At 57.2% G+C, this 22,872-nt stretch carries 19 protein-coding genes; 11 read left to right on the forward strand and 8 right to left on the reverse strand.

Features of this window, described 5'->3' with window-relative positions:
- Position 1: 1 nt before the first annotated feature.
- Positions 2-199 carry a DUF6514 family protein gene (locus SRB521_RS09285; RefSeq protein WP_116721795.1) on the reverse strand — a complete coding sequence of 66 codons (198 nt, stop codon included), beginning with the start codon at positions 197-199 and terminating at the stop codon, positions 2-4.
- Between the two features lie 310 nt (positions 200-509).
- On the opposite strand from SRB521_RS09285, the gene SRB521_RS09290 reads away from it, so the two are divergent.
- The 3 genes from SRB521_RS09290 to SRB521_RS09300 all read left to right on the forward strand — a co-directional run bounded on the left by SRB521_RS09290 (position 510) and on the right by SRB521_RS09300 (position 4,498).
- A complete protein-coding gene (locus tag SRB521_RS09290) occupies positions 510-1,256 on the forward strand; it encodes a helix-turn-helix domain-containing protein (RefSeq protein ID WP_207215966.1) in 747 nt (248 codons plus the stop codon).
- 79 nt (positions 1,257-1,335) lie between these two features.
- Positions 1,336-3,132, forward strand: a complete 1,797-nt coding sequence (locus SRB521_RS09295; protein ID WP_083630873.1) for an FtsW/RodA/SpoVE family cell cycle protein — start codon at positions 1,336-1,338, stop codon at positions 3,130-3,132.
- The gene (locus SRB521_RS09300) at positions 3,125-4,498 is read left to right on the forward strand and encodes a penicillin-binding transpeptidase domain-containing protein (protein WP_116721728.1); all 1,374 of its coding nucleotides are present in this window, start codon (positions 3,125-3,127) and stop codon (positions 4,496-4,498) included. The genes SRB521_RS09295 and SRB521_RS09300 overlap by 8 nt, the downstream gene beginning before the upstream one ends.
- A gap of 282 nt (positions 4,499-4,780) precedes the next feature.
- Here the strand turns inward: SRB521_RS09300 and SRB521_RS09305 are convergent, their stop codons facing one another.
- From SRB521_RS09305 to SRB521_RS09315, 3 genes are all read right to left on the reverse strand, one after another.
- The gene (locus SRB521_RS09305; protein ID WP_116721729.1) at positions 4,781-5,497 is read right to left on the reverse strand and encodes a hypothetical protein; all 717 of its coding nucleotides are present in this window, start codon (positions 5,495-5,497) and stop codon (positions 4,781-4,783) included.
- Positions 5,498-6,197: 700 nt separating this feature from the next.
- On the reverse strand, positions 6,198-7,490 hold the full coding sequence (locus tag SRB521_RS09310; protein ID WP_207215967.1) for an SLC13 family permease: 1,293 nt from the start codon (positions 7,488-7,490) through the stop codon (positions 6,198-6,200).
- A 333-nt stretch (positions 7,491-7,823) separates the two neighbouring features.
- Entirely contained in the window at positions 7,824-8,720 is an 897-nt protein-coding gene (locus SRB521_RS09315) for a LysR family transcriptional regulator (protein ID WP_116721730.1), read from the reverse strand.
- 330 nt (positions 8,721-9,050) lie between these two features.
- Here SRB521_RS09315 and fabG point away from each other — a divergent pair, with 330 nt between their 5' ends.
- Together fabG and SRB521_RS09325 are read left to right on the forward strand one after the other, a co-directional pair.
- Positions 9,051-9,785 (forward strand): 3-oxoacyl-ACP reductase FabG, encoded by a 735-nt coding sequence (gene fabG / locus SRB521_RS09320; RefSeq protein WP_033117096.1) that lies wholly within the window; start codon positions 9,051-9,053, stop codon positions 9,783-9,785.
- A 17-nt stretch (positions 9,786-9,802) separates the two neighbouring features.
- Positions 9,803-11,002, forward strand: coding sequence for a CaiB/BaiF CoA transferase family protein (locus tag SRB521_RS09325; protein WP_058117592.1), 1,200 nt, complete (start codon positions 9,803-9,805; stop codon positions 11,000-11,002).
- 130 nt (positions 11,003-11,132) lie between these two features.
- On the opposite strand, the gene SRB521_RS09330 is transcribed toward SRB521_RS09325, so the two are convergent.
- From SRB521_RS09330 to SRB521_RS09345, 4 genes are all read right to left on the reverse strand, one after another.
- Positions 11,133-12,365, reverse strand: coding sequence for a sensor histidine kinase (locus SRB521_RS09330; RefSeq protein ID WP_075703738.1), 1,233 nt, complete (start codon positions 12,363-12,365; stop codon positions 11,133-11,135).
- Positions 12,362-13,036, reverse strand: a complete 675-nt coding sequence (locus SRB521_RS09335; protein WP_058118739.1) for a response regulator transcription factor — start codon at positions 13,034-13,036, stop codon at positions 12,362-12,364. The genes SRB521_RS09330 and SRB521_RS09335 overlap by 4 nt, the downstream gene beginning before the upstream one ends.
- A 74-nt stretch (positions 13,037-13,110) precedes the next feature.
- Entirely contained in the window at positions 13,111-13,773 is a 663-nt protein-coding gene (locus tag SRB521_RS09340) for a DUF4956 domain-containing protein (protein ID WP_320765402.1), read from the reverse strand.
- Entirely contained in the window at positions 13,766-14,503 is a 738-nt protein-coding gene (locus SRB521_RS09345) for a polyphosphate polymerase domain-containing protein (protein ID WP_058117590.1), read from the reverse strand. The genes SRB521_RS09340 and SRB521_RS09345 overlap by 8 nt, the downstream gene beginning before the upstream one ends.
- A 222-nt stretch (positions 14,504-14,725) precedes the next feature.
- Here SRB521_RS09345 and SRB521_RS09350 point away from each other — a divergent pair, with 222 nt between their 5' ends.
- The 6 genes from SRB521_RS09350 (at position 14,726) to SRB521_RS09365 (ending at position 22,659) form a co-directional block, all read left to right on the forward strand.
- Positions 14,726-16,522 (forward strand): carbohydrate-binding domain-containing protein, encoded by a 1,797-nt coding sequence (locus SRB521_RS09350; protein WP_165816286.1) that lies wholly within the window; start codon positions 14,726-14,728, stop codon positions 16,520-16,522.
- Positions 16,519-16,695 carry a hypothetical protein gene (locus SRB521_RS16150; protein WP_165366614.1) on the forward strand — a complete coding sequence of 59 codons (177 nt, stop codon included), beginning with the start codon at positions 16,519-16,521 and terminating at the stop codon, positions 16,693-16,695. The genes SRB521_RS09350 and SRB521_RS16150 overlap by 4 nt, the downstream gene beginning before the upstream one ends.
- 4 nt (positions 16,696-16,699) lie before the next feature.
- Positions 16,700-16,888, forward strand: coding sequence for a hypothetical protein (locus SRB521_RS16155; protein ID WP_075703735.1), 189 nt, complete (start codon positions 16,700-16,702; stop codon positions 16,886-16,888).
- 275 nt (positions 16,889-17,163) lie between these two features.
- Positions 17,164-18,006, forward strand: a complete 843-nt coding sequence (locus tag SRB521_RS09355) for a tyrosine-type recombinase/integrase (protein ID WP_033117091.1) — start codon at positions 17,164-17,166, stop codon at positions 18,004-18,006.
- Between the two features lie 313 nt (positions 18,007-18,319).
- Positions 18,320-18,652, forward strand: a complete 333-nt coding sequence (locus SRB521_RS09360; RefSeq protein ID WP_075703733.1) for a hypothetical protein — start codon at positions 18,320-18,322, stop codon at positions 18,650-18,652.
- Positions 18,649-22,659, forward strand: a complete 4,011-nt coding sequence (locus SRB521_RS09365) for an S-layer homology domain-containing protein (RefSeq protein ID WP_116721733.1) — start codon at positions 18,649-18,651, stop codon at positions 22,657-22,659. The genes SRB521_RS09360 and SRB521_RS09365 overlap by 4 nt, the downstream gene beginning before the upstream one ends.
- Positions 22,660-22,872: the final 213 nt, after the last annotated feature.

Genomic DNA, 22,872 nt, shown 5'->3' on the forward strand with positions numbered 1-22,872 from the left:
CTCAGGAACGGCGAAAATCCTCAACCACATCCATCAAATGGACCGAGGAGAGCCGGCACCGGTTGCAGGTCTGAGTCAGTCGGTACACCTCCTGATAGTCCGTAGATATTCCTCTGGCGTGGGTGCCGTCCCCACACCGGATTCCGAACATGGGGATACCGGCGGCACTCTCTTGGCATACGCGGAAGCTCGGATTCATCCTCTTCAACTTTCTCTCTCCTTTTACTAAAAACGTCTTGCTCATTACTTATTTTGGCGTAAGCAAACACAGTCTCTCATAAATGTGCTATACTTTAGATAAGTGATAAGTGAGTCCGGCTCTCGTATTACAATACGTTTTACAGCACTGGGACCCTCTATTTTGTGGATCTCGTTGCCGCTCCTCCAATATGCTGTATTTTTATTTGTTTGTCAAGAAAATAGAAAGGATTTACGCTTTTTATCGTGTATTTTACCATCTCTGGTCAATTCCCATTGAATCAGGTGACAGAATGTCTTTGTCAAAAAAGTTGAGCTACTTTAAGCGTAAAGAAAAACTTACGACTTTAGAGATCGCCCAGCGTACCAGCCTTCCGGTAGGGACCTTGAATAAGATCTTTTCCGGCCAGATGCTGAGTCCCTCTCTGAAAATCATTGATCGGCTCAGTACATTGTTTCATGTGCCTTCCCACTATCTGATCGACGACGAGATCCCTGTCGGCTGCAGCATAGGCGCTTATGTGGAATCGCAGGGACTTTTGATGCTGTCCGAGCGCGGGGGCGAGCTTTTTGATCTTTTTCGCCAACTTGACGAGCATAATAAGCAGACAATCGAATGGATCACACGTGCGCTTGCCCGCCAGTCCTCCAAGCAGAAAAACTTTCTGCTCGAGCGGAGGCTGCTGTGTTATACGCCTGTGGCCTGGGGTGAACGCGGCTTTTATATGGACAGTCTCTCCTTCCGCACCCTATCTGCGCCTGTCTGTACCATCACACGAGAGGCCGACTATGTGATCACGGTGGTGGATACCGCTCTGGAGCCCGCCTATTCCCCAGGTACCCTCTTGGCCGCAACGCACAAAGCCGCAGAGCAGAATCAGCTCGGCGTCTTCTCCCTGAATCAGGAGGGTTTTCTCCGGAAGTTCTGCTGCAGGCGGGGCACGTGTAAACTGATGTCTCTGAATACGGAGTTCAAAACACTCACAGTTTGGGCACATGACGAGTTTTTGTGCCTTGGAACGATCCTAGGTGCGGTCCGGAACTACCGCTGGGAATAGGCTTTTTCTGGCTGTCTGATATCCAAGCGTTGCGATTCGTCTGATTTGTGCTATACTGCTCTCGAAAGGAGGGCTTACTTTGCAAAACCTGCTCTCTGCGCCTGAGGCACTGCTGGCACGGCTTGCAGCTCTGCTGGGCGATTATCCTCTGATCTCGGCCTGGTATACCTCTGTAGTACGGTTTCTTTTTCCGGTCCTGGCCCTGCTGATTCTGGCGCGGAGCATTCGCTCCCTGCTGAATGTGCCCCATACGCCCGAGATCTGGGCCTATCTGACTCTGCCAAACGGGCTCTCAGAACCCCTGACACACTGGGAAAACATTCTTGGCCGCTCCAGTGCCTCCGATGTGGTGCTGGGCTATCCCACGGTCTCCCGGCAACATGCGGCCCTGATCCGCACGGAAGACGGCGGCTGGATGCTTTACGACCTGGGCTCAAAGGGCGGCGTTACTGTAAACGGCGCAGCTATAGAGGGCGAGTCCCATGTCTCTTACGGCGACGTACTGGGGCTGGGTGGGGTTGAGACCGTTCTCCTCCCCGTTCCGCCGGAAGAGCGGGCCCAGCAGCGGGAGCGCCGCCGGCAGGAGGAGCGCCCCGTCTCGCCCTGGGTCGGACTCCTGTTCCTTACCTTGTTCCAGATCCTCACCGTCTTTCAACTGCTCTCTTCCGTCGGTGATGAGGCATCCCCAGCCATCCCCACCGCTTTTTTCTGTCTGATTGCCGTCATGTGGGGCTACTTCCTGGCTATGCGTTCCATCCGACGGGTCGGCTTTGAGATGGAGTCCATTGCGTTCTTTCTCTCCACCCTCTCTCTGGCCGTAACCGCCTCTTCAGCCCCCGGCTCACTTTTCAAGCAATTAGCCGCCCTTTTGCTGGGTCTCGTTCTTTTCGTCGTGCTGGGCGTCTTTCTCCGGGACCTGGATCGGGTCAAGCGCATCCGCTGGCTGATGGCCGGAGGCGCCATTCTTCTGCTGGGCGCCACGCTGGTCCTGGGCCAGGCCAAATTCGGGGCCGTCAACTGGATCACCTTCGGCGGTTTTTCTCTCCAGCCCTCTGAGCTCGCCAAGATCTGCTATATTTTTGCCGGAGCCGCCACGTTGGACCGGCTCTTCCGGAAGCGGAATCTGGGGCTCTTTATGGCGCTCACCGCCGCATGTCTTGGCTGCCTGGCCCTCATGAGCGATTTTGGCACCGCGGCCATCTTCTTCGTCACCTTTCTCGTCATCGCTTATCTCCGTTCCGGAGACTGGGCCACACTGACGCTCATCAGCGGCGGAGCCGTGTTTGCTGTAGCCATCCTCCTCACCTTCAAGCCCTATATCCTAAAACGCTTCGCCACCTGGGGCCACGCCTGGGAATACGCCTCCTCCGGGGGCTACCAGCAGACCCGCACCATGTCTGCCGCCGCATCCGGCGGACTGGTTGGTGTGGGCGCTGGTGAGGGCTGGCTCCACCGGGTTGCCGCGGCCGACACCGACTTGGTGTTTGGGATGCTGTGTGAAGAGTGGGGGCTTATCATCGGCGTTCTCTCCGTCCTGTGTATTGTCACACTGGCCGTTTTTGCCGTCCGTGCCTGCCGCGCCGGGCGCTCCAGCTTTTACACCATCGCCGCCTGCGCCGCCACCTCCCTGCTGGTCTTTCAGACTTGTCTCAATGTCTTTGGTGCGGTCGATCTGCTCCCCCTTACCGGCGTCACCTTTCCTTTTGTCTCCAACGGCGGCTCCTCTATGGTGGCCTCCTGGGGGCTGCTGGCCTTTCTGAAGGCTACGGACACCCGGCAGAACGCCAGCTTTGCCATTCGCCTGCCCTCCTGGAAGGAGGAGCACTCTGTTCTCCTGAACCGGCCTATCCAAGAGGAGGTGGATGAGGATGCGTAAAATCGAACGCCGCGCCGCAGTCTGTCTGCTTCTGTCTGCCGCCCTGGTTTTGGGCACTTGTATATTCTCTTTTCTCTTTTTTAAAGACGGAGGCCGCTGGGTCTCCTTCGCCGCCAACCGCCACCTGTATAACAGCAGTGGGGAACTCTCCGTGGGACGGGTCCTGGACCGCGACGGCGACCTGCTCTCCTGGGTGGACGCCTCCGGCCGCCGCGTCTATTATGCCAATACAATCGTGCGAAAGGCCACCCTCCACACCGTGGGAGACACGCAGGGCAAAATTGGTTCCGGCGCCTTGGTGGCCTTCGCCGACAAGCTCTCAGGATACAACCTGATCACCGGTGCCTACACCCCTCTCGGTGAGGGAAACGATCTATACCTTACCATCGACGCGCACCTCAACTATGTGGCCTATCAGGCCCTGAACGGTCGGAAAGGCGCCGTGGGCGTGTACAATTATAAAACCGGCGAGATGCTCTGCCTTCTCTCCTCTCCCGCCTTTGACCCGGCGGACCCGCCCGAAATCCAGGAGGGCGATCCCCAATACGACGGGGTATATGTCAACCGCTTTCTCTCCGGCTCCTTTGTGCCCGGCTCTGTCTTTAAAACCGTTACGCTGAGCGCCGCCATAGAAAAGCTGCCCGATCTCTTTGCACGCACGTTTACCTGTACCGGCTCTACCCTGGTGGGCGGCGAAGCGGTGACCTGCCCCTCCGCGCACGGTGAAATGGATATCTATAGCGCTTATTCCAACTCCTGTAACGGCGTGTTTGCCCAGTTGGCCGCTGAGCTCGGTTCCAATGTGATGACCTCCTATACCAGAAAGGCGGGTCTCACTGACACCTACAAGGTAAGCGGGCTGAAGACGACCTCCGGTCGTTTTCAGTTCTCCGACTGTACGGAAAATCAACTGGGCTGGGCCGGTGTGGGCCAATATAACGACCTGCTCAACCCCTGCTCCCTGATGGTCTATATGGGCGCCATCGCCAATGGTGGGAAGGCGGCCGTTCCACAGCTGATCTACCGCACCGTCACCCCGCTGGGGATCCCCACTTCTTTTTATCTGCCCCATAAGACCGGAACGCTGATCTCCTCCACCACGGCGGAGACGCTCTCCGGCATGATGGCCCGCAATGTGTCTGAAGTCTACGGCTCCGGTCGGTTCCCCAATATGGACATCTGTGCCAAGTCTGGCACCGCCGAAGTGGGAGGCGGAAAAACTCCGACCTCCTGGTTTTCGGGTTTTCTCCGCAATGAAGACGCCCCCTATGCCTTTGCAGTGGTTGTGGAGGAGGGCGGAAGCGGTTCCAAAACCGCCGGAGGCGTCGCCTCCAGCGTGCTGAATGCCCTGGTAAATGGGGATTGAGCTCGCTATTTGAGCTAAAAGCGCCTCACCTTCTGATTCTTTCCAAAAGGTGAGGCGCTTTCTGTTTTTCCAGTCCACTTTGGGCCGTTTGGTTCAGAATCTCCCAATATAAATCTTCTTTTCCAAAAGTCGCTCAAAGCCTTGTAACACAACGGATTTCACAATCGTATAGTTTGATTTCTAATAATAGATGATTAGCTATAACTAACTATCTTTTTGTAACGGTAGGCAGGTCGTCTTGTTTGAAGCCCTGCTGAAACAGTTTTCTGAGAACCCCGCACACTAGGGGAAAATCTCCTGGGTTCCCTCCATGCCCGGCCTGCGCATCTGCGCTTTTGACTGCACCGCTCCCCGCGGGCCCCTCCCAATGGATTTGGCCCCCAGGCATTTTGAGACGCTCTTTTGTCTGGAAGGCAGTTCACAAGTCGATCTGTCCGGCCTTCCCTGCGTCCGGTTGAAGGGGCGCGAGATCCTTCTGCTGTCCGATCTCTCTGGTCCGGTCGGCCCGCTTCTCCAGCCGCCGTATGCGCGGGGTCCTGGTGGCAGTGATGGACCGATCCATGGTCCCCCCACGACAAGGCCTCCCGTGGGTCCGCTGATCACGCCCTGGCCGGTACCCATGCCCTGCCTGTAGGTCACCGTGTTGGTACCCGGCTTCAGGGTGCCGTCCGTGCTGGTAGTCTTGGATGCGGTGAACACAGCGGCGACCGCAACCGCCTGCCGGACCATGGTGAAGGTACAGGTTCTGCCGTCCACCTTGGTCAGCTCCACGCTGGAGCCGTCCGCCGCCAGATCAATGGAGCCGTGCTCCAGTCCCTTGGTGTCAAGGGTAACGCCATAGGCGGCGCTGGTGCTCTCCTTCCGGGTAAATACGGGGGAACTGCCGCCCTTTTCCCAGGCGGTGTAATCCACCTCCTGACCATCCACCCACAGGTTCAGGGCGGTGACCAGCTCGGGATTGCGATAGATGGTCTTGCCGGAGACCAGGGCGGCGTCCACCCTGCCGCCGGTGAGGATAGCGGAGGCAAAGGTCTCGATCGTGCCGGAGGAATACGACTCTCCGGCCGCCGGCAGGTTCCCTCCGTAATAGGAGGCCGTGCTGCCGGAGGCGCTGCGGTCGTAGCCGAAGAGGCCGCCTACATACTTCTTGGCACCGCTGGTCTCATCCGGCCATCTCCGTCGGAGGTTCCTGTCCGGAAGTTAGTTTTTTCTAACTATCACATATTTTTTATATGATTTTTTCTCAACTTATGTCAACGCCCATTAACATTTGGAGGAAAAATTTTCATTCTCCTCCCCCCTTCTGCCTGAAACTCCAGCAGAGCCTCGCTCTCGGCATCCATAATGAAAAAACAGACTCTTTTGCCGGCCTCGTCCTATCCCGTGTCCAGACACACGGATGGACATCCAACAGCACCAACGGCAAAAGAGCATCCGATTTCTTTCTTATATTAAACATGCCCCCTCGTTTGTCAATCTGACCCCCCATTTTCCCCCGTCTCCATCAAAGCGCAGGCAAAAGCCCGGTTGAACACGATGGAAGTGCCCGGTCCCTATGCCTCTTCCCGCTCACGGCACCACGACGAACCGGCTTTGAACAGACAGCCCCCGAAGCGGCGCCGCATAAAGGGTGCCGCTTCGGGGGCCCACACTTTGCTTTTTCGAACGCTTCAGCATTTCGGGCAGCGTTTGCCTCGGATCAGAAGGGGAAGCAGATAATCGTCATCACAATGGTCAGGATCGCCCAAACGACGTTCATGGGGGTACCAATCTTCACAAAATCCTTGAAGCGATAGCCTGCCTGAGAGGTCATGGTGACAGCGGTACCGCCAATGGGGGTGGCTGCGGTCAGGTTGGTGGCCACTGCGATGCCAATCATGAATGGCATATAGCTCACGCCCAATTGGGAGGCGATGAGGATGTAAATCGGGGCCATCATGGCGGCGGTCGCAGTGTTGGACATGATATTGGTCAGGACCGTGTTGACGATGATGCAGGCGGCCAACTGCAGGACCAGATTGTTCCCCACGACGTTGACGGCCCAGTTGGCAATCATGGCACCGGCACCGGAATCGTTCATGGCCGCAGCGATGCCTTGGGCAAAGGCCATCACGCAGATGGTGTTCCAGTCCACACTGTTGAAAGCCTTTTTAAAGGAAATGCACCCGGTGAAGATACAAACGGCAGCGCCGATCAGGGCAATAGCGGCCAGCGTCCACAGGCCCAGGAAGAAGCCAATGACGCAGAACACCAGAACGCCGATAGAGACCCAGGTGCGCCAGGTAGGCTGGAAGGTTTCCATGGCGGAGGCATCGGTGTCGATCAGGACGTCCTCAAAATCGCAGTGCTTCTTCATGCCCTTGTAGCCAACAGTGCTCATATAAATGATCATAAAGATAAAAGAGGGCAGGGCAACGGGCAGAATGGAGAACATGCCCATCAGCTCCAAGCCTTGCCCCTCCAGTACAGTGTTGACCATAGGCTGAGAGGTGGAGCCGATGACGGTGAGGGTGCCGCCCAACGCGGCGGCGAAGCCCAGGGGCATCATCAAATATTTCTGATGCAGCTTTCCCTTGGAGGAGGCGACCATGGCGCCGATGAGGGGGATAAAGGTGGCCACGACGGCGGTGTTGGACAGGAACGCGGAGAGGATGCCCGAAATCAGCATGAGGGCAATCATCACGGAGCGCTCATTGCTGGCCCATTTGGCCTTCATGATGGGGCGGCCGATCATAATAACGGCGCCTGTCTCAAACATAGCTTGGCCGACGATCATCATGCCGATCAGCATGAGGACCAGGTTGGAGGACCAGCCGGCATAGATCTGTTTTACCTCCATAGTACCGGTCAATGCCAGAACGATGGAGGACACCATGGCGACAAAGCCCATAGGCCACTTGTCTGCGGCAAAGAGAACCAGAGTAACTAGGATGAGAATCAAACACCATATGTCGGCGCCAAGGAGTTCACTGGGCATTTTCAATGCGTTCATAATGATATCTGCCAAAATCACTCACTCCATTTTCTCTTAAAATCTATTTCTTTTAATCCCTTAAGACCCTAAAAATAGTAAGGTACTCTCCTCCTCCAGCATCTATATTTTTGTGAGAATAGAACAATGGTATAAAGATTTTAACATCTAATTTTGTTTATATCATTCTATCCTGTGCGGAAATAGCCGTCTTTTTTGTCAACCATTCACCAAGTTTCCTGGGATACCACAGTCCTCTCTTAATCATTCCACTTCTTTAACTTTCTAAAAAACTGCCCGGCAAAGCATAGCGCTTCGCCGGGCAGCAATCTGTTTTCATGCGTTTCATGCGTTTTAAGGGAGCGTCAGCTCGTAGTTTCGATAATACGCGATCAAAAATGCCTTGAACGCCTTGGCCTGCGGAGACAGGTCGCACATCTTCTTCCAAAAGATCGATTGGATGCGATAATTGACCGGTTCCACAACTTCAATGAATTTCAATCCCCGGAGCAGGAGGGATTTTGCCCCCATAAGAGTGGTCAGCGTAATGCCGACATGATCCTTCACCAGCCTAGTCCGGAGCGCATAATCGCCCTCCGCCACGATATTGGGGGTAAATCCCGCCAGTTCACACATCACGTCGAAATACTTTCTGGAGGAAAAGCCCTTTGAAAGCGCTACAAATGCCTCGTTTTTGGCCTCCGAGAGGGAGATCTCCTTTCGGTTGGCCAGCGGATGCCCCTCGTACACCGCTAATATCGGGCGGTCGTTGGGGATCAGGACCTCGTACTCGTATTCTGACGAGGGGATGTCCGACAGGGCGGTTATGATAAAATCATACCGCATCATCTGCTCGCCGCAGGCCAGCCGCTCAAGCGGGACGGTGCGGCTGGTAAAGGCGATGCCCGGATTTCTCTGGACGTATTCCGCAAAAGGCTCCTCCCAGAGCACATGCGTGGAGGTGGCGACGTTGAGGCTGGGCATCTTGTGTTCTCCCGACTGTTTCAGCTCCATACGCGCCAAGTCCAGCTCATCGAGCACGCGCTTTACATGGTAATAAAACTTCTTTCCATCCTCGTTGAGCTGAATGTTCCGGCCCACACGGTCAAAGAGCCGCACCCCCAGATCCGTCTCCAGACGGCTGATGGACGCACTGAGCGCGGAGGGAGATATGTACAGCTCATTTGCGGTACGAAACAGATGTTCATTTTCCGCCAAAGCTTTGAAATACTGAAGATGCAGCATTTTCATAAGGACACCTGATCTCCTTCCAAAATTAAAATTTCAGTCGAAATATTTTGCCAATTTGCGAATAAAATCAAACAAATTCTATTTTCTAATAAACTAGAAAATGGCTGTCTTTTATCATAACGCAGAATCCTTCAAAATGCAAATTCTATTTTTTGTGCAGAGGGAGAACTTCTCCATTAGTTTTTTAATTAACAATTCACAAAACCTTTTATAATTGTCTTTTGGCGGTCTCTGGTCCATAATCAATGTGAGAATAGAGCAATCCCAGCACTTGCCACGCACATACTTCGCATTACATCATGCACATAACAGAAAGGAGCGTCCCCCATTATGAAATTGAAAGATCGTGTCGCCATCATCTCCGGTGCCGCCGCCGGCATCGGCCTTGCAACCGCCAAGCTATTCCTGGAAGAGGGCGCTAAAGTCGCAATCTGCGATATCAGCGCCGAAAAGATCGCTCAGGCTGCTCAGGACCTGTCTTCCCTCGGCACCGTGCGTCCCTTTGTCGTCAACATCGCCGACAAGCAGCAGGTGACCGAAATGGTCGAGGCCGTCGCCAAGGAGTTCGGGCGGATCGATATTCTGATCAACAACGCCGGGATCACCAAGGACGCTCAATTCTACAAGATGACCGACGAGCAGTTTGACGCTGTGATCAACGTCAATCTCCGCGGCAACTTCCTGATGACCAAGGCGGTCGTCCCCTATATGATGGAACAGAAATACGGCAAGATCGTGCATTGCGCCTCCGTCTCCGCCTACAACGGCAACTTCGGCCAGTCCAACTATGCCGCCTCCAAGGCCGCTATCATGGGCATGACCCGCGTACAGGCCAAGGAGTTGGGCAAGTACGGCATCAATGTCAACGCCATTGCCCCCGGCTCCATCATGACCGATATGTACGCCGCCGTTCCCGAGGAGGTCAAGCAGGCCAAGCTCGCAAAGATTCCCCTGCGCCGGTATGGCGATCCCCGCGAGACTGCCCAGCTGTATGCCTTCCTTGCCTCTGACGAGGCCTCGTATGTCACTGCGCAGACCATCACCATCGACGGTGGATTCAACTGATCGGGAGGTTTGATCCTATGCCTTCAACGGGTGCATTGAGCGACATTACCATCCTGGACCTGACGCGCGTGCTCTGCGGTCCTTACTGCACTATGCAGCTGGCCGACATGGGGGCGAATGTCATCAAGATTGAAACCCCCAAGGGCGGAGACGACACCCGGGCCTGGGGGCCCTTCCGCAATGATTCCAGCGTATACTTCGCATCGATCAATCGGAACAAGCGCAGCATCACCCTGAATTTAAAGGCACCGGAGGCCAAAGAGCTCTTTAAAAAGATGGTCCGCGAGGCCGATGTGGTTATCGAAAATTACCGCCCCGGCGTCATGGATAAGCTGGGGCTCGGCTACGACGTGCTCAAAGAGATCAACGACCGGCTCATCTATGCCGAGGTCTCTGGTTTCGGGAGCTACGGTCCCTATTCTCAGCGGCCCGGATACGACATCCTGGCGCAGGCAATGGGCGGCATCATGAGCATCACCGGTCAGCCCAATGACCCTCCCACCCGGGTGGGCAATTCCATCGGCGATATTCTGGGCGGCCTGAACATCACCATTGGGATCCTGGCGGCGCTACACGCCAGAACCCTGACCGGCAAGGGGCAGAAGGTGGACGTATCGCTGGTGGACACCATCGTTTCCGCCTGTTGTACCGACATGATGCGCTATCTGGAAACCGGCAAGATTCCCGAGCGGATGGGCAACCGTTATGCGCCCCTGGCCCCGTACGACTCTTTCCATGCCATTGACGGCGAATTCATCATCGCCTGCGGCAACCAAAAGCTGTATGAGGACCTCTGCAATAAGGTGCTCCACCGCCCCGAGCTGATTACCGATCCGCGCTTTGCCACCGTGGCGATCCGCGCGGAGAATCACGCCCTGCTGAAGCCCCTGATCGAGGAGTGGTCCACCACCGTGACCATCGACGAGGGCGTGGCGGCGGTCATGGCCGCCGGAATCCCGGCCGGTCCCATCTATGACGCCAGTCGGGTCACCACCGACCATCATATTGCAGACGTACGTGAGATGTATGTCAAGCAGGAGCATCCTGTCATCGGTGAGATGACTGTGACCGGCAACGCCGTCAAGCTGATGGACACCAAGCCGACCATCCGTACCCCTGCCCCGCTGCTGGGGCAGCACAATGCGGAGGTCTATAGCCAGATGCTTGGGCTGGATGAGGCCACACTGGCGGAGTACAAGGAGCGCGGTATCATCTGATCCCGTCTCTACCCGCCGACCACATCCAACAGATATGCATGAAAAAAACGCAGCTCAACGTTGAGTTGCGTTTTTTTCATGCACAGGGACGGCCCGTACCATGGGAAGCGGGGCAAAGCCACGCCCTTCATCAGCAGAGCACCGCTGTAAACCGGATGATCCCCCGGGCGGGACAATCCGCCTGAATCGTCCCCCGGTGGGCCTCCACAATGCTCCGTGCAATGGACAGGCCCACGCCGAAGCCGCCCCCCTCCTGCCTGGTGCGGGCCTTGTCCGCCCGATAGAAGCGGTCGAAGAGCTTGTCCAGTTCCTCGGGCTCTATGCCGGCACAGGCATTTTGGGTCTTGAGAAGGACCCCTTTTGCCGCAGCACACAAAGAAAGCTGAATCGGGCAGCCTGCATCGGTATATTTGATCGCGTTATCCAGAAGAATGGAAACCAATTGGCGCACGGCATATTCATCCCCATGGTAGGTCAGCCCTGGGACGATGTTCAGTTCCAAGGCGTGCCCCTGTGCCTCTGCGGAAGCCCGGAAGGAGTCGGCAGCTTCCAAAACCGCACCGCTGACGTCAAAACGGCATTTGGATATGGGCGGCTTCTCCTCATCCAGCCGCGATAAAATGACCAGATCGTTGACCAGTTCGGTCATCTTATCTGTCTGAGCCCGCGCCTTATCGATCCATTTCTGCCGCCCCACTTCCATCTCCAGCACTTTCAGGCTGGTCGTGATGACGGTGAGCGGCGTCTTCAGCTCATGACCGGCATCCGTGATGAATTGCTTTTGCCTTTCCGCACTGCGCACCACCGGATCGATCGCCCGCTTGGAGAGCAGCAGGACCAGCACGAGCACCAGGACAATGCAGGCAATCACCACAGCCAGGGAGGCAAGGGCGAACGTCCGGAAAGAGCGCAGCTCCTGCGCGCAGTCCAGAAAAATCGCCATATAGCGGCCCTCCCCCACCCTCGCCACATAATATTTATAGCTGTCTTCGGTGTACCCAAAGCCCTCTCCATGCTTCAGCGCAATATCGAGGTACCGGCCGGCATCCTCTTCCGACACCGCGGCGATATGCCTCATATCGGCGCTGTCCAGCGTGCCGTCCTCGCTGTAGCGCAGCACAAAGTACCGGGTGGAATAGGCCGTCTCCACCGTAAATGGCCCGCCGGGCCGCTCCCCCGGCTTTCCGCCGGGAAATTGAGGCATCGTTCCCTGATTGTCGTAGAGGACCTGCAATGTCTTTTCCAAATCGGAATCTGTTGTCAGGAAGTTGATAATGTTGATGGAGAGGCACATCATTACCATCACCAGCGTAACGGCCCCCATTGCAATGAGGATGAATCTTCGGCGCAGTCTGTGGATCATTTGCCCTCCTCCAGAGAATATCCCAGGCCCCGGCTGACCCGGATCACCACGGAGGAACCGACGACCGCTAACTTTTTTCGCAGATTCGAGATATGGACCCAGACCACGTTGATCTCCGCATCCGATTCCCAGCCCCAGATCCGTTCCATGATCCGCTCGGCGGAGACAATGGCTCTGGGCGCGCGCATGAACAGCTCCATCACCTGAAATTCCCGTCCGCTAAGCCGTTCGGAGCGGTTCCCGCAGCGCAGGATGCCCTCTCTGCAGTCCAACGCCAGATCTCCGAATGCAATGACATTGGGCGTGTATCCCCCACCTCTGCGCAGCATGGCCCGCACCCGTGCAAGCAACTCGTCCGGATCGAAAGGTTTGGGCAGATAGTCGTCGGCTCCTGTATCAAAACCCTTGATACGGTCCTCTTTCTCCCCTTTTGCGGTCAGCATCATCACAGGAGTGGCGATGCCTTTTGCCCGCAGCAGCTTCAGGACCTCGATCCCATCCATTTGGGGGAGCATGATGTCCAGGATCACTGCGTCGTAATTTCCACTGGAGGCATAGTCGTATCCGGAGCGCCCATCGTGGACCGTATCCACGATATACTGGTGATTTTCCAAAAACGCGGCCAAGGCCTCCGCCAGATCCAATTCATCTTCTACAATCAGCAAACGCATTTTGATCACCTGATTCACATTATACGGCAGGCCCCGGGAAAAACGCAATGGTTTCCCGGGGCCCGCCGCGTATCTCAAAGGACCTCCTGAGAGGCGACCCTGCCGCATACGATATTCAAATTCCCGTTTCGGCACCGGAGCTGATCCAAAAACTCCTTGGGCGCCTGGGCATCCCGCAGGACCACCCGGTAGTCCAGTTCATACAGGGTCCCCATGTTGGAGGTCTTAACCCGTTCCAGCCGTGCGGAACGGGTGTAAGTCTCGAAGAGGTCGTCGAACAGCCCCTCATAGTCCAGATTTTCCGGTATGGTGATCTTCAATTCACGTTCCTGCTCGTTTCCCGCGCCAAAGCGGAGGGTAGACAGGGCCAGGACAAAGGCCGCCATGACCACGAAGAACAAGACGGCGAGGACCACATATCCCATACCAGTGGCAAGTCCGATGGCCATGGCCAGAAAAATCATCCCGATCTCCCGTGCGCTGCCCGGCGCGGAGCGGAAACGAACCAGGCTGAATGCCCCGGCCACCGCCACACCAGCGCCGATATTCCCATTGACCAGCATAATGACCATCTGGACCACAGCAGGGATAATCGCCAATGTCACCACAAAGCTCTGGGTATAGCGGGTCTTGTACATGCACAAAAATGCGATTCCCAATCCAAGCGCCAGGGACACCGCCATACAGGCGGCAAACGCGATCAGCGTGATCTCCGTCCCAATGATCGACTCAAGCACAGAAGCGCACCGCCTTTCCGGGATGCCGTTTGACCGGCCACATCAAATTTTCCCGATAACAGACCCCATATTTGGAAAAGGAGGTTGGGAACACACTATTTTCACTGAGCAGGCGGCTCAGCCATACCGGCGCTGAACCGGGGATCTTGATCTCCATGAGGATCTGATCCCGGGAGGTGATACGTTCCCCTCCGTCTCCCGACCGCAGGTCCAGGGCCGTGTCCCGCCAGCGCAGATCGATGTCGAATGTCACCCGCAGCACCCGGTCTTCCAGGCCCGCCAATGCCTCCCGATCATAGGCGATGAACACCTGCGGGACGGGATGGTAGCGGCCCAGAAACCAGTCGATCTCCCGGCAGATTTGATCTTTCGCACGGGGACTGCAGCGCCCCGCCAGGTAATCCAGCGCCTCCCCCGCTTCCAGGACGGTTCGCCGCTTGTAGACCACGCCCTTGTATTTTTTCTTCAGCTCCACAAACACGCTGTCACCATCAGCCGGAACGCCATAGCTGCGCATCCTCAGCTTTTCCTTATAGACGGGTTTATCCAAAGAGGCCCGAATCAGTTGGAAATCCGGGGTATCGTAATAAAGGTTACAAATGGTATAGCGTCCGTGCTCGTCCGCCTCCATGTACGGGGCCAGTCCGGCCCGGATCTTCTGATACTGTTCGGGATTCAACAAATATTTCTTTTCATATCTCTGAAAACAGCGCTGAATGTTCTGCGGCACGAAAAGCGCCTCCTTCCTTGTGTTCTGTGCTTCTATCATGCTGGCCCATCCTAAAGCGAAGTTAAAGAGGCTGTGAACATTTTGTAAAGGCCGCGTAAAACGGGCCGCCCTTTAATTTCGCTTTAGGTCCCCGGATATATACTGGAGGCACACTAAACACCGGAGGGCATCCTCATGGAATTCAGAAAATGGATCTCAATTTCACTCGGCGCCGCACTGCTCATGAGCATATTGAATGGCTGCGGCGCCTCCCAAACAACACCAAATCATGATTCCGCCGCCGACAAGGGAGGTATCCGGTCCGCTGCTCCCGCATCTCCCTCGGGCTCCAACGCAGCCTCTCTCAGGACGCCGGCCGCGCTGGATCTCACGGGCGCCACGATCATCACCCTGTCCGGCTCGACTGTCTCCATAGCGGGCAGCGGCGCCGAGGCGGAAGGCGGGGTAGTCACGATTACGGAGGGCGGTATCTATGCCGTCAGCGGCACGCTGGACAATGGGCGGATCATTGTCAATGCCGGCAGCGCGGATGTGACTGTGGCCCTGAGCGGTGCATCCATCGTCTGCTCCTACGGAAGCCCGCTCTACATCTATCAGGCGGGCACCGCCACCGTCCATCTGATGGAGGGGACGGAGAACACCCTGACCGACGGAGAGAGCTACACCTTTTCGGACAGCCTCTCCTCCGCCGCCGACGAGGAGCCCAACGCCTGCCTCTACAGCAAGGCGGATCTTGTGATCGAAGGCGCGGGGGCTTTGGCGGTGGAGGCCAATTATAACAACGGCATCACCAGCAAAGACAGCCTGGAGATCTATGACAGCGCCGTCACCGTCGATGCCGCAAATCACGGCGTCAACGGTAAGGACTCCAATACCATCGACAGCGCCATCCTCACCGTCACATGCGGCGGAGACGCAGTCCGCTCCACCAACGATTCCGACGAGACACTGGGATGGGTCAGTGTGTTAAACTCCACGCTGACCCTGACAGCCGGAGAAGACGGTATCCAGGCGGAGACCAGCGCAGTGGTCTCTGCCGGGACCTATGCCATCACCAGCGGCGGCGGCAGCACCGCTACGGGAGACGACGTCAGCTCCAAAGGGATCAAAGCGGGGACGGATCTGACGCTGTCCAGCGGCGTCTATACGCTGGATTGTTCCGACGACGCCATCCACGCCAATGGGAACGTCACCATCACCGGCGGCAGCTATACCATCTCCACCGGTGACGATGCGGCACACGCAGACGGGGAGCTGATGGTTTCCGGCGGCGCACTGGATATCCAGGCCAGCTATGAAGGGCTGGAAGGCGGCACCGTGACCGTCTCCGGCGGCGACATTACCGCCGTATCCAGTGATGACGGTCTCAACGCCGCAGGCGGAAATGATGGAAGCGGTTTTGGCGGCCACGGTATGGGCAACACCTTCACACCGGGAGGAAACAGTTCCGCCATCACCATTACGGGCGGCACGATCCAGGTGCTTGCGGGCGGAGACGGCCTGGACTCCAACGGCTCCATTGAGATGACCGGCGGCACGGTGGTCGTATGCAGCACCGGAGGCGGAGACGGCGCCCTGGACTATGAAAGCTCCTTTACACTGGATGGAGGCATCCTGTTCTCCGCCAGCGCGGGCAACATGGCGGCAACCCCGAACAACCTGAATCAACCCGCCCTGTCCGTGGGCTTCGGCCAGACGCTGGAGGCCGGAACCTATGTCCAGTTCAAGGGCGACGCATACGATTTTGTGTTCCGACTCACCGGCCAGGCCAGTAGCGCCGTGTTCAGCGCCTCGGAACTGGAAGGCGGCACCGTCTGCACAGTCTCCTATGGCGGGACCTATTCCGGTGAGAGCGCGCGCGGCCTCTGCTCCGGCGGCAGCTACTCCGGCGGCACGGTGCTGGCAGAGCTCACGCTGGAAACCGGCCTGACCTCCTACGGTCAGACTGGCGGCATGGGCGGCAGAGGCGACATGATTGCCGCGGCGACAGACCGGAGGGGCCGTCCGGCAACGGCATGACCCCTGGAGGGGACTTCTCCACCGGTGGGGCCGGAGGCGGAGAACCCGGCGAAGCCGGAGCGTCCGGCGGCGGCAACCCGCCATCCGGCGGTCCCGGCGGGCAGGCCCCTTCCGGCGGCACTCCTCCGGAAGGGGATGCGCCGGGTGAAAGCGGCACGGAGCAAGGTTCCTGATCCCATGAAAGAGCGGGTGATCCGAACCATGAGACGGGGCATTCCCATTTTAATGATCTGCGCCCTTCTGCTGGGGTCCGCGGCAAAAGCCGCGGATATGAACTCTGCCGCGAAAGGCATGTCTGTCCCCGCGGGCACACTTGCGGCGTATGACAGCACTGACTACGAAAAGGGCGAGGTGCTGGTACTCTAGAAGTCCGGAACTATGACGATGAAGATACCCTGGCCAATGCTGCACTGCACTTCCGGAGGTTCTCCCTTTGACCTCCATCGTCATTGCTTCATAGCCAACGCGCTCACCCTGCGGTCCCTCCCGGGGACACCCGCAGGGTGAGCGCGTTGATCGGATCGGTCCCTTGTCCCCGCCCTGTTCCGGCGGCGCATAAGGGGCCGATTTTATTTTCTCCCATACGATGGCCTCTCTTTGGGTAAAATACAGGTATTGTTATTCGAAACGGAGGACTTTTCATGGAAGGACCTGTATTGACCCGGGAGCTGCTCATCACCTATCGCCTGCACTTACGGACAGAGGAACACGCCCCCGGCACGATAGAAAAATATCTGCGGGACCTGCGGGCCCTTTCTCTCTGGCTGGAGGAGCGGCGCCTCACAAAAGAGCTGGCGGCGGAGTGGAAAGCGCATCTGCTCTCCGCCGGATATATGCCTGTCACCATCAACTCCATGCTGGCCGCCCTCAATGGATTGTGCCGCTTTCTGGGCCTGGACTGGCGCATCAGGTATCTGAAGATCCAGCACCGCATGTTCCGGGACCAGTCCCGCGAGCTGAACCGCCCCGAGTATGACCGGCTTGTGGAGGCAGCCAGGGGCAGCGGAAAAGAGCGGCTTGCCCTGCTGATGGAGGCCATCTGCGCCACCGGCGTCCGGGTAAGTGAGGTCAAGTATCTCAGCGTGGAGGCCGCCCAGCGGGGCCGGGCGGAGATCTCGCTCAAGGGTAAGATACGGGTGATCCTGCTGGCAGGCAAGTTATGCCGCAAGCTTTTGAAATACGCAAAAAAGCAAAAAATAACTTCCGGCGCCATTTTTCGCACCAGAAGCGGAAAGTACCTGTCGCGCAGGCAGATATGGGGAGAAATGAAACAGCTCTGTAAAACCGCCGGCGTATCCCCGGAAAAGGTCTACCCGCACAATCTGCGCCACCTCTTCGCCCGGACCTTCTACCATGCCTGCAAGGACATCGCCCGGCTGGCAGATGTGCTGGGACATTCCAGTATTGAGACCACCCGCATCTACCTGCTGACCACCGGCGACGAGCAGCTCAGACAACTCGACCGGCTGGGACTTATCTCATAAAACAAAATCAATATTTCACTGATAAGATCGCAATTTTCGGCTCCGCCAGCTACATATTGGTGTAGGAATATAAACCATTCCATCCGCCATATGAAAGCAAGGTGTTCCGGTATTAGGCGTGCAAAAATCCAGGCCGCAAAAAATGCGCATTTTTTGCGGCCTTGGGATTTTGCACCGCTAATACCGGAACACCTTGCTTTCCATATGGCGGAATGGCGTGTTTTTCGTATCCTCACCATATGTAGCTGGCGGAGGCCGAAAATGAGTCTTATCAGTGAAATATTGATTTCGGTTATAAGGAGGTGAACGGCCCATGATGTTTCAAATGTCCCTGCTGGACGCCATGTATATGCAGACAAACTGCCCCTGTCTGTCCGATCTGCGCCGCCTGCACGATTGGCAAAAAGCGAGGCTGGCCCGGAGCCTGGAGCGGATACCGCCTGAAGCGGCATCGCTCCACGAATGGAACGACGCCCTGGAGTATCTGGCAAAGGGACCTCCCCAGCAGACCCGGGAGGCCGCAAGAGCGCTCCTGATCACCGCACTATCCGTCCCGGCAGACGGTGCGGACGGCGCTTACCGGCCTCCGCATTTCTCACCCCGATCCCAGAATATTCAAACAAATGAGGAGGATGCAAGCACATGAGAACACGAATCTTGGCAGGCCTGCTGTCTCTGTGCCTATTGGCAGGATGGCTGCCCACCGCAGCGTTGGCCGATGAGGCGGAGGGTGTCCCCCCGTCCGGAGTGACCTGTAACCAGGAGGAAACCTGCCAGGCCGCCGAGCATCTGGAGGGCTGCCCCCGATATGCCGTCCCTGCCGAAGATGTGCCCGATGATGCGGTCGGTCCGGAGCAGCCGGAGCCACTGTCAGAAGAAGACGCGGTCGCTCAGGTTGGAATCGTCTATTACGCCACGCTTCAAGATGCGTTTGACGATGCGGCGGACGGCGAGTGCGTAACGCTGACCCGAGACATCACAGACATGGCAACCAGCGATATCGCCACAGTCGCCGCGGGCAAAACGCTCACCTTGGACATGAGCGGCAAGCGCATCACAGTGGCTTCAGACTTTGTCGGACGTCCCATCGTCAACGAAGGGACGCTTACCGTGACCGGAAACGGCACCATTGACGCCTCCGCTTCGGCGGAAGGCGGCTACGGCGCGATCAATAACAAAGGTACCCTGACCATTGAGGACGGCACTTACCGAGGCGCAAAATATGCCAGCGGTTCAGGGATTCGGAATACCGGTTCAGACGCGGTACTGACCGTTCAAGGCGGCACCTTCGACACAGCCACCTGTGCAATTTTCAATGAGGGGACTGCGACCATCAACGGTGGCGATTTCAGCAACACCTCATGCAGCACATGCGCCGCAAATGACGGCCACAGCGGCGTATGGAGCTATACGATCCGGAACTACAGCCAAGACTCCTGCATGGTCATCAACGATGGCTATTTTAAGGGAACGCAGGGCGCAGTTTCCGCCAGCATCGGATATCTGGAGGTGAACGGCGGCACCTTTGAGACCGTTGTTTGCGACAATAACCACACAAGCAGCGTTTTTTATGCCCTTTATGCCGCCGGCGAGGCCGGAACTGTCCAGTGCATCATCCATGACGGCACATTTAAAACCGCCGGCAACTATACCGCCGTGTTGATCGGCAATGACAACACCAACGGCGACGGCGGCATCAACGCGGATGCCTGTTCCTACATTTACGGCGGCACATTTCTAGCTCCGGAGGGGGTCAGCGCCGTCAAGGTTTCCCCCAATACGGCCAACTCCTCCGTCCTTTATGGCGGCAGCTATTCTATGCTCGGCGAGACCGACGCACTGCCTTACGTGGCGGCCGAGTGCAGGACCGTCGAGGCCACGGAAGGCGGCGTCTCCTATGTTGTGCAGGCTCGCACCGAGGAGGATACGGACGCCGTGGCAAAGGTCGGTGACAAGGTATACGCTTCCCTGCAGACCGCCATCGACGCCGCCGAGGGCGGCACCGCAGTCCTCCTCAAGGATACGGCGGAAAGTATTACCGTAAGCGGGGACCGGACCGTCACCCTGGATTTGGGCGGCAATACCCTGACCAACACAGCGGGGAGCCATACCATTACCGTCGTCTTGGGCGGCCGTCTGACCTTGGAGGACAGCGCCGGAAACGGTAAGGTGGACAACATCAGTCACGCCAAAGCCGCCCTGTTCAACAACGGCACCGCTGTCCTCAATGGGGGCGAGTATACCCGCAGCGCAGAGAACGGCCAAAATGCTGAAAATAATGGTGGGAATTCCTACTACAATCTTGTCAATCATGGCGTCATGACCATCGGCGAGGGCGTATCGGTCTCTCAGAGCGGCCGGTATTCCAGCATGGTGGAAAACGGCTATCAGAACTACGGTACGGAATACAAGGAGGGCGTGAATTCCGCCGCCCCCACATTGACCATCACCGGCGGCTTGTTCGACGGCGGATTGAATACCATTAAAAATGATGACGGCGGCGTGCTGGACATCTCCGGCGGCACGTTCAAGAATGTAACCCAGTATGCGCTGATGAATTGGAACGAGGCCAGCATCAGCGGCGGTACGTTCACTTCCGACACCTATGCCGTCGTCAACTGCGGCTCCAGCGCCTCCACCAACGACGTGGGCAAGCTGACCATCACCGGCGGTACCTTTGCGGGCACTGCCGGATCGGTCGCCAAGGCTGCCGGCGCCGACGATCCCGTTATCTCCGGCGGTACCTTCTCCAGCGATGTGAGCGCATATGTTATTGCGGGCTCTACCGCCGAAAAGGTACAGGACGAATCCGGCATGTGGCACATTGTCCCTGCCGCGAACAGCGTTGCCGCCATCGGGAGCTTGGGGTACGAGACCCTAAAAGATGCCATTGACGCGGCCCAGCAGGGGGACACCATTCTTCTTTTGAAAGATGTCTCCGACGCAGTTGGGATCTCCGTTCCCTCAGGCAAAGCATTCACCATTGATTTTGACGGGCATATTTATACACTGACCGGTCCTGGCGCCGGCTCTACAAATACGGAGACAAACGGATTCCAGTTGCTGAAGGACTCCACTCTTGTGTTCCAGAACGGCACCATCGCAATTGCGGAAAATGCAAATAACATTAAGCGCATCATACAGAATTACGCCGATCTCACGCTGGAAAACATGACAATCGAAGCCAAAAACCAGGTGGACGGCGAGGACTACACGCTAAGCTTCAACAACGGAGCCATCGTGTTCAAGGGCAATACGAGCGTGGTCACCTCCAGCGACGAGGTCATTGCCTTTGACATTTGCCAATACTCCTCCTATCCGGGCGTGACCGTCACGTTCGATGAAGACTACACCGGTACGATAACCGGCAAAATTCTGTATGACAGCACCCGCACGGAGGATACGCTGACCATCCATGGTCAGGGGACCTTTGGAGGGATCATAGCAGATGAACGTGCCGCAGAAACTGCAAAGTCCGCCATTTCTGTCAGCGGAGGCACCTTTGGAAGCGCCCTCCTTCCCGAGTACTGTGCCGAAGGCTTTGCACCCACACAAAACTCCGACGGCACTTATTCCGTGGCAAAGCCAACCATTGCTCTGGACAGTACCGCCTCCGTACATAAGGGCTATACCACGTCTCTGGCCGCGACTCTGGACCCGGCCAATGCAGAGGTGACCATGGTTTGGACCTCCAGCAACGAATCCATCGCCACGGTGGATGGGAGCGGCGTTGTCACCGGTGTGGCCGAGGGGGCGGCGGAGATCACTGTTCAGATTTCGCTCAGCGGCGTTGTCTTGGACTCTGCCGTCTGCACCGTGACCGTAACCGCCAGTTCCTCCAGTGGCGGCTCCGGAGGCGGCTCCAGCACCTACGCCGTGAGCGTGGAAAGCACCTCCAACGGCACTGTGGCCGTCAGCCCCAGAAACGCCTCCAGGGGTGACACCGTCACCGTTAAGGTAAAGCCGGATTCCGGCTATGAACTGGATGCCCTCGCTGTCACCGACAAAAACGGCGGCACCGTAGAGCTGACCAAGAAGAGCGACACCCAGTACACCTTTACCATGCCCGGCTCCAAGGTGAGCGTCACGGCCAGCTTTATCGAGACGCTCCTTCCCGACGAAACTCCGTCCTTTACGGATGTGAGTTCCAGCGATTACTACTATGATGCGGTAGCCTGGGCTGTAGGAGAGGGGATCACCACCGGTACCAGTGCCGCCACCTTCTCTCCCGACGTCTCCTGTACCCGCGCCCAAATGGTGACGTTCCTTTGGAGAGCCGCCGGTTCCCCCGCGCCTGTGCGCTCCGATACCCCCTTCCTGGATGTCCGGAGCGATGCGTATTACTTTGACGCTGTATTGTGGGCCGTGGAACAGGGCGTTACCACCGGCACCAGTGCCACCACCTTTTCCCCTGAAGTCACCGTGACCCGGAGCCAGACCGTGACCCTCCTATACCGCTTCGCCGGTTCCCCAACGGTCGGGAGCAGCATCCCCTTTACAGATGTGGAGGCAGGCGCGTACTACGCCAGCGCAGTGCAGTGGGCCGTGGAACAGGGGATCACCACCGGCACCAGCGCCACCACCTTCCAGCCTCTGGCAGACTGTACCCGAGCCCAAATCGTGACCTTCCTATACCGCTGCTTGGCGGGCTGACGCCGGCCGAAAGGTCCATGCTGGGGCACCTTCGAAGTCCGGCACCCCAGAGGCGGCAAAAATCAAATAAAGCGTTTTTCATGTTCCCGCCGGGATCCATCCCTTTTATTTCAGGGCGCGGACAGCCGCTTGGCTGTCCGCGCCCCCTTCTCATCGGCTCTATGTAACTCCGTCTCTGCACAGGCCCTGCTCCGGCCGCAGCGGCGCAAAACG

The sequence above is a fragment of the Intestinimonas butyriciproducens genome (assembly GCF_004154955.1).
GTDB lineage: Bacteria > Bacillota > Clostridia > Oscillospirales > Oscillospiraceae > Intestinimonas > Intestinimonas butyriciproducens.

Coding starts and splice junctions, on each gene's coding strand:
- SRB521_RS16155 (WP_075703735.1), top strand. CDS start 16,700: ATGAAAGAGCGGGTGATCCGAACCATGAGACGGGGCATTCCCATTTTA.
- SRB521_RS09300 (WP_116721728.1), top strand. CDS start 3,125: ATGCGTAAAATCGAACGCCGCGCCGCAGTCTGTCTGCTTCTGTCTGCC.
- fabG (WP_033117096.1), top strand. CDS start 9,051: ATGAAATTGAAAGATCGTGTCGCCATCATCTCCGGTGCCGCCGCCGGC.
- SRB521_RS09310 (WP_207215967.1), bottom strand. CDS start 7,490: ATGAACGCATTGAAAATGCCCAGTGAACTCCTTGGCGCCGACATATGG.
- SRB521_RS16150 (WP_165366614.1), top strand. CDS start 16,519: ATGACCCCTGGAGGGGACTTCTCCACCGGTGGGGCCGGAGGCGGAGAA.
- SRB521_RS09285 (WP_116721795.1), bottom strand. CDS start 199: ATGAATCCGAGCTTCCGCGTATGCCAAGAGAGTGCCGCCGGTATCCCC.
- SRB521_RS09325 (WP_058117592.1), top strand. CDS start 9,803: ATGCCTTCAACGGGTGCATTGAGCGACATTACCATCCTGGACCTGACG.
- SRB521_RS09350 (WP_165816286.1), top strand. CDS start 14,726: ATGAGCATATTGAATGGCTGCGGCGCCTCCCAAACAACACCAAATCAT.
- SRB521_RS09365 (WP_116721733.1), top strand. CDS start 18,649: ATGAGAACACGAATCTTGGCAGGCCTGCTGTCTCTGTGCCTATTGGCA.
- SRB521_RS09360 (WP_075703733.1), top strand. CDS start 18,320: ATGATGTTTCAAATGTCCCTGCTGGACGCCATGTATATGCAGACAAAC.
- SRB521_RS09315 (WP_116721730.1), bottom strand. CDS start 8,720: ATGAAAATGCTGCATCTTCAGTATTTCAAAGCTTTGGCGGAAAATGAA.
- SRB521_RS09355 (WP_033117091.1), top strand. CDS start 17,164: ATGGAAGGACCTGTATTGACCCGGGAGCTGCTCATCACCTATCGCCTG.
- SRB521_RS09335 (WP_058118739.1), bottom strand. CDS start 13,036: ATGCGTTTGCTGATTGTAGAAGATGAATTGGATCTGGCGGAGGCCTTG.
- SRB521_RS09330 (WP_075703738.1), bottom strand. CDS start 12,365: ATGATCCACAGACTGCGCCGAAGATTCATCCTCATTGCAATGGGGGCC.